4 protein-coding genes, 1 rRNA gene and 2 pseudogenes are annotated in these 6808 nt (G+C 72.5%); 1 reads left to right on the top strand and 6 read right to left on the bottom strand.

The annotated features are described in order from the left end of the window. From AOK24_RS41295 to AOK24_RS41285, 3 genes and pseudogenes are all read right to left on the bottom strand, one after another. A pseudogene (locus AOK24_RS41295) lies at positions 1 to 603 on the bottom strand (FecCD family ABC transporter permease); the annotation flags it as partial. Between the two features lie 162 nt (positions 604 to 765). Continuing rightward, entirely contained in the window at positions 766 to 1800 is a 1035-nt protein-coding gene (locus tag AOK24_RS41290; RefSeq protein WP_055725031.1) for a FecCD family ABC transporter permease, read from the bottom strand. 96 nt (positions 1801 to 1896) lie between these two features. Next, positions 1897 to 2922 carry an HAD hydrolase-like protein gene (locus tag AOK24_RS41285; RefSeq protein ID WP_055725030.1) on the bottom strand — a complete coding sequence of 342 codons (1026 nt, stop codon included), beginning with the start codon at positions 2920 to 2922 and terminating at the stop codon, positions 1897 to 1899. A gap of 72 nt (positions 2923 to 2994) precedes the next feature. Between AOK24_RS41285 and AOK24_RS41280 the strand changes: the two genes are divergently transcribed. After that, positions 2995 to 4281, top strand: a complete 1287-nt coding sequence (locus AOK24_RS41280; protein ID WP_055725029.1) for a DUF1015 family protein — start codon at positions 2995 to 2997, stop codon at positions 4279 to 4281. Between the two features lie 72 nt (positions 4282 to 4353). Here the strand turns inward: AOK24_RS41280 and AOK24_RS41275 are convergent, their stop codons facing one another. From AOK24_RS41275 to rrf, 3 genes and pseudogenes are all read right to left on the bottom strand, one after another. After that, positions 4354 to 5247, bottom strand: coding sequence for a tetratricopeptide repeat protein (locus AOK24_RS41275; protein ID WP_206191356.1), 894 nt, complete (start codon positions 5245 to 5247; stop codon positions 4354 to 4356). A 543-nt stretch (positions 5248 to 5790) separates the two neighbouring features. Further along, positions 5791 to 6450 (bottom strand): annotated as a pseudogene (locus AOK24_RS52925) (DEAD/DEAH box helicase); the annotation flags it as partial. Between the two features lie 132 nt (positions 6451 to 6582). Further along, positions 6583 to 6699: ribosomal RNA gene (gene rrf / locus AOK24_RS41270) — 5S ribosomal RNA — on the bottom strand. Between the last annotated feature and the right edge of the window lie 109 nt (positions 6700 to 6808).

Raw genomic sequence — 6808 nt, 5'->3', positions numbered from 1 at the left:
CGGCGGCGGTCGCGGCGGCGGTGAGCAGGACGGCGGAGACCATCAGCAGCATCCGTACGCGTTCCACCCGTACCCCGAGCGCGTTCGAGACGTCGTCGCCCATCTCCATCATGCGCAGCCCGCGCGCGTTGGCCAGCACGAGCGGCACCAGGACGCAGACCAGCGCGAGCAGCGGCCAGACCTGCTTCCAGTCCCGCCCGTCGAGGGTCCCGGTCATCCAGACGACGGCCCGCGCGGCGTCCACGATGTCGGCCTTGGTGATGAGGTAGCCGTTGACGGCGGTCGCCACGGCGGAGACGCCGATCCCGACGAGGACGAGCCGGTACCCGTGCACGCCCTGCTTCCACGCGAGCAGATAGATCAGCGCCCCGGTGACGAGCCCGCCGGCCAGTGCCCCCAGCGTGACCTGCGTGGTCGACCCGGAGAACAGCACGATCACGACCAGCGCCCCGGCGGTCGCCCCCTGGCTCAGCCCGAGGACGTCGGGACTGCCCAGCGGGTTGCGCGACACGGCCTGGAACAGCGCCCCGCCGAGCCCGAGCGACGCCCCGACGAGCAGGCCGACCAGGACACGCGGCAGCCGCAGGTCGTGGACGATGAACTNNGGGAAGTCGCCGGTGCCGATGAGGACGACGCTCGCGGTGAGCGCGGCCAGCAGCAGGAGGAGGGTGACGGTCAGGGCACGGGGGTCGAGGCGGACGGAGAGGCGACCGGCACGCAGGGCACGGGGTGCGCGGGGCGTGGGGCTCTTGAGTGTCGTCGTCTTCACAGCTGGGCCGTCCTCCGCCGCCGTACGAGAAAGACGAACACCGGCCCGCCGACGATCGCCGTGATGATCCCGACCTGCACCTCGGAGGGCCGCGCGACGACCCGTCCGAGCACGTCGGAGCCCAGCAGCAGGACGGGCGACAGGATCGCCGCGTACGGCATGATCCAGCGCAGGTCGGGGCCGGTGAACGAGCGCACGGCGTGCGGGACCATCAGGCCGACGAACGCGATCGGACCGCACGCCGCGGTGGCCGCCCCGCACAGCACGGTCGCCGCGAGCATCGACAGCGCGCGCGTACGGCCCAGGTTCGCGCCGAGCGCCTTCGCGGTGTCGTCGCCCATCGCCACCGCGTTGAGGGGGCGGGCGAGCGCGAAGGCGAGGAGGGTGCCGACGGCGAGGAAGGGCAGCACCTGGCGGATCGTTTCGTCCGAGGCGCTGGAGAGCGAGCCGACGGTCCAGAACCGCATCCGCGCGAGCGCCGCCTCGTCCATGATCATGACGGCCTGGAGGTAGCCGTACAGCGCCGCCGTGATCGCCGTCCCGGCGAGCGCGAGCCGCACCGGGGTGGCCCCCCGGCTGCCGCCCAGGAACCAGACGAGCGCGCCGACCGCCGCCGCGCCGAGGAACGCGAACCACACGTAGCCGCTCAGGCTCGTGACGCCGAGGAAGGTGATCGCGGTGACCACGGCGGCCGAGGCGCCCGCGTTGATGCCGAGCAGGCCGGGGTCGGCGAGCGGGTTGCGGGTCAGCGCCTGGAGCACGGCTCCGGCGAGCCCCAGCGCGGCGCCGGCCAGGAGGCCGAGGAGCGTCCGCGAGAGGCGGTCGCCGACGACGACGTCCGCGTAGTTCCCGGAGTCCTGGAACAGGCCGTGCCAGACCTGCCCGAGGGACAGCTCCTTCGCACCGATGGCGATGCTCGCGACGGCGACCGCCACGAGAAGCGACGCCGAGAGCACAAGCCCTAGGGAGCGCGCCCCACGCCTGCTTCGGGGTGGGGAGACCGCCTGTTCCGGAACACTGTCGACCAACACGGAGGTTAGGTTAGCCTACCCTGCTATGCGCTCTGCCGGGTGCTGACCGAGGGCGGCTCCGGCGGCTGCCTCGCCCGTCCGCCCGGTGACAGCAGCTCAGACGCCCAGCCGCGCCAGCGCCTTCCCGCCGTCCAGCTCGCAGGAGCCCTCGCCCGCCGCGGTCCACGCCGCCGCGCACAGCGCGCGCAGGCCGTCCAACGCGTCGCCCTCGCCGGTGAGTTCGAGGTGCTCCGCCGCTGTCGCCGTCCAGCCTCCGCAGCGGAAGCCCGGGCCGTCCGGGACGACCTCCGGCTGGCCCGTGAGGAGGCCGCGCAGGTCGCGGTCCACGTACGTCGGGCGGTGGTGCGGCGGGGCGGCGAGGAGCTGGGCGCCGTCCGTCACGCCGGTCAGGACGAGGAGGGAGTCGACCTCGCCGTTGAACGCGCCCTCGATGTCCGTGTCGAGACGGTCCCCGACGACCAACGGCCGCCGCGCGCCCGTACGCAGGATCGTCTCCCGGTGCATCGGGGGCAGCGGCTTGCCCGCCACCTGCGGCTCCGCGCCGGTCGCGATCCGCACGACCTGGACGGCCGCGCCGTTGCCCGGCGCGATCCCGCGCCCGCTGGGGATCGTCAGGTCCGTGTTGGACGCGAACCACGGCACCCCGCGCGCGATCGCGTACGACGCCTCCGCGAACCGCCCCCACGGCAGCTCCGGGCCGCCGTACCCCTGGACGACGGCCACGGGATCGTCGTCCGCCGACTCGACCGGCACGAGCCCGCGCTCACGCAGCGCGACCCGCAGCCCCTCGCCGCCGATGACCAGCACGCGCGCGCTCGCGGGAACCTGCTCGCTGATCAGCCGGGCGACGGCCTGCGCGGACGTGATGACGTCCTCCGCGGCCGTGTCGATCCCCAGCTCCGTCAGGTGGTCCGCGACCGTGTCCGGCGTCCGCAGCGCGTTGTTCGTCACGTACGCCAGGCGCATGCCCCCCGCGCGGGCGCTGTGCAGCGACTCCACGGCGTACTCGATGGCGTTCCCGCCCGCGTACACCACCCCGTCGAGATCCAGCAGCGCGGTGTCGTACGCCTCGCTCAGGGCCTGCTCACTGCCGTCCGGAACCCTCCGCACGCCCTGCCCCATACCCCACGCTCCTCGTTCGCTCGCCTTTCCTCCGATCATCCCCCATGCCACTGACAGCCGTACGATGCCCTGATGAACACAGCAGGTCACTCGCAGGCAACGGCGCCCCGAGGTCTGGAACTCACCCCGTTCCGAGGACTTCGCTACGACCCCGACCGGGTCGGCGGGCTCGCCGCGGTCACCTCACCGCCGTACGACGTCGTCGTCCGCCCGGACGGTCTGCACGAACTGCACGACGCCGACCCGCACAACATCGTCCGCCTGATCCTCCCGCAGGCCACCACCCCCCGCGCGCGGGGCGAACAGGCCGCCGCGACCCTGCGCGCGTGGCTCACCGAGGGCATCCTCACCCCGGACCCCGCCCCGGCCCTGTACGTCTACGAGCAGCGCCACGCGGACGGCATGCTCCAGCGCGGCCTGATCGGCACCCTGCGCGTCTCGGAGCCCTCCGAAGGCGTCGTCCTGCCCCACGAGGACGTCATGCCGCACGTCGTCGCCGACCGCGCGGCCCTCATGCGCGCGACCCAGGCCAACCTGGAACCGCTCCTGCTCACCTACCGGGGCGACGGCGGCCCGACGGCGGACCTCGTCGAGCGCACGGCGGCCCGCGCGCCCCTGCTGGCGACCACCACGGACGACGGCTACCACCACCGCCTGTGGCAGATCACCGACCCCGCCGAGGTCGCCGGCGTCCAGGCCGACCTGGCCCGCCACCAGGCGCTGATCGCCGACGGCCACCACCGCTGGGCGACGTACCGCATGCTCCGCGCGGAGCACCCCTCCCCCGGCCCCTGGGACCACGGGCTGGTCCTCCTCGTCGACACGGCCCGCTATCCCCTGCGCGTGCGCGCGATCCACCGTTACCTCCCGGACCTGCCCGTCAGCGAGGCGCTGGCAGCCCTGGACGGACGCTTCCGGGTCCAGCGGCTGGAGGGCGCGCTTCCCGAGGCGCTGGCCGCCCTGGCGGACGCCGCGTGCGCGGGGAACGCGTACCTCCTCGCGGGGGACGGCGCGCTGTGGCTGGTCGACCGGCCTGATCCAGAGCTGCTGGCGCGCACTGTCCCCGCCGAGCATCCGACCGCCTGGCGCACACTCGACGCGACCGTCCTGCACGCCACGCTTCTCGCCGCCGTCTGGGACATCCCCGAGGACGATCCCGCGCGCGTGGCGTACATCCACGACACGGAGGCGACCGTGCTGAAGGCCGAGCGGGACGGAGGGACGGCGGTCCTGATGCATCCCGTGCGGGAGGAGGTCGTGCGGGAACTGGCCCGGCAGGGGGTGACGATGCCGAGGAAGTCGACGTCGTTCGGCCCTAAGCCGGCCACGGGGCTGGTGTTGCGCGCGGTGGATGTGTGAGGGCCTCGACAGACGAAATGGGCCTCCTCTTTTAAAGAGGAGGCCCATTTCGATCGTCAGACGCTGTCGGCGTCAGGCGTTGTCGTCGGAGTCCTTCTTGACGTCCTTCTCGACATCCTTCTCAAGGGTCGGCTCGGCTGCTACGGCCTCGTCGTCCCCTTCGTCTTCTTCGGCCTCGTCGGCTTCTTCGGCCTCGTCGACCTCGTCGGCCTCGTCGGCCTCTTCGGCTTCCTGGGACGACGGGGTCTCGGTCGCCTCGGGGGTCTCGGGAGTCTCGGCGTCGTCGTCCGTCATGGCGTCCACGAACTCCACGCCGTCCAGCTCGGCCAGGCGGTCGGACGCGTCGGTGCTGCCGTCGCGGTCCGCCTCGACGGCCTTGGCGAACCACTCGCGCGCCTCGTCCACACGCTCGGCCTCAAGGAGGGCGTCCGCGTACGCGTAGCGCAGGCGCGCGGTCCACGGCTGGATCGAGTTGGACGCCAGCTCGGGGCTCTGCAACGTCACGATGGCCGCGTCCAGCTGGCCCATGTCACGCCGGGCGCCCGCCGCGACGAGCCGCATCTCGACCTGGCCGGCCTTGTCCAGCTTGTTGACCTCCGGGGCACCGGCCATGTCCAGCGCCTTCTCCGGCCGCCCGAGCCCACGCTCGCAGTCGGCCATCATCGGCCACAGCTCCGTGTTCCCGGTCATCCGCCGGGCCGCCCGGAACTCGGCGAGCGCCTCGCTGTACTTCTGGTTCGCGTACGCCGCGAACCCGGCCGCCTCGCGCACGGCGGCGACCCTCGACGCCAGCCGCAGGGCGACCTTCGAGTAGCCGTACGCCTTCTCCGGCTCCTCGTCGATCAGCCGCGCCACCATCACCAGGTTCCTGGCGACGTCCTCCGCGAGCCCCTTCGGCAGGCTCAGCAGCTCCTGCCGTACGTCCTTGTCGATCTCGTCGCCCGTGACGTCGTCCGGGATCGGCAGGCGCTTGATCGGCTCGCGGTCGCGGTCGCGGTGGTCCCGGTCCCGGTCGTCCCGGAAACGGCCACCGCCACGGCGGTCGTCACGCCGGTCGTCACGCCGATCGTCGCGGCCACGGAAGCCGCCGCCGGGCCGTCCACCGCGGTCGTCGCGACGCGGGCCGCCGTAGCTGCCACGGCCGCTGTCGCGGCGGTCGTCACGCCCACGGAAGCCACCGCGGTCGTCGTCGCGACGGAAGGGCGGACGGTCGTTGTCGCGCCGGTCGCCCTGCGGACGGTCATCGCGCCGGTCGTCCCTGCGGAAACCGCCACGGTCGCGGTCGTCGCGCTGGAACGCGGGACGGCCACCACGGTCGTCACGACGCGGGCCGCCGTAGCCGCCACGGTCACCCTGGGGGCGGTCGTCACGCCGGAAGGGGGGACGGTCGTTGTCACGGCGGTCGCCCTGCGGACGGTCGTCACGGCGGAATCCGCCACGGTCGTCCCTGCGGTCGTCACGCCGGTCATCGCGCCGGTCGTTGTCACGGCGGAAGGACGGACGGTCGTCGTCGCGCCGGAACGAGGGACGGTCATCGCGCCGGCCGTAGCCGCCGCGGTCGCCCTGGGGACGGTCGTCACGGCGGTCGTCGCGGCCACGGAAGCCGCCACGATCGTCACGGCGGTCGTTGTCACGCCGGTCGTCGCGGCGGTAGCCACCGCGGTCGTCGTCGCGCCGGAAGGGCGGACGGTCATTGTCGCGGCGGAACGAGGGACGGTCGTCGCGGCGGTCGTCCCGTCGGAAACCACCTCGGTCGTCACGGCGGTCGCCGCCGCCCTGCGGACGGTAGCCGCCACGGTCGCGGTCGTCGCGCTGGAACGCGGGACGGCCACCACGGTCGTCACGACGGGGGCCGCCGTAGCCACCACGGTCACCCTGACCCTGGGGACGGTCATCGCGACGGAAGCCGCCACGGTCGTCACGCCTGTCGTTGTCGCGGCGGCCATAACCACCACGGTCACCCTGAGGCCGGTCGTCACGGCGATCGTCGCGGCGGAAGGGCGGACGATCATTGTCACGACGGTCGTCGCGACGGTCGTTGTCACGGCGGAACCCGCCCCGGTCACCCCGGTCGCCCCGCCCGCTGTCACGTCGGTCGTCGCGGCGGAAACCGCCTCGATCGCCGCGCTCACCACGGTCGTTGCGGTCCCCACTGTCCCGTCGCCGCTGGTCGCGCTCCGGTCGGTCGTCGGGAGAGTTGGTGGACATGGGTGACTCCTGTCTTCGGTACCTCAAGCATTGTAAAAACAAAAGGACCCCTGGTCCCAGCTGAACGCTGGGACCAGGGGTCCTCCAAAGATTGTTCGGCGGCGTCCTACTCTCCCACAGGGTCCCCCCTGCAGTACCATCGGCGCTGTAAGGCTTAGCTTCCGGGTTCGGAATGTAACCGGGCGTTTCCCTCACGCTATAACCACCGAAACCCTAATGGTTTCGAGCGAACAAGCACACTCTTTAATTATGGTGTGGTTCTGCTCTGAAGCCGACAACGGTTCGTTGTCTCAGAACTAACACAGTGGACGCGAGCAAC

It is taken from the genome of Streptomyces niveiscabiei, assembly GCF_001419795.1.
GTDB classification, from domain to species: domain Bacteria; phylum Actinomycetota; class Actinomycetes; order Streptomycetales; family Streptomycetaceae; genus Streptomyces; species Streptomyces niveiscabiei.
The sequence above is the reverse complement of the archived record's forward strand: the minus strand, read 5'-3'. Positions and strand labels throughout refer to the sequence as shown.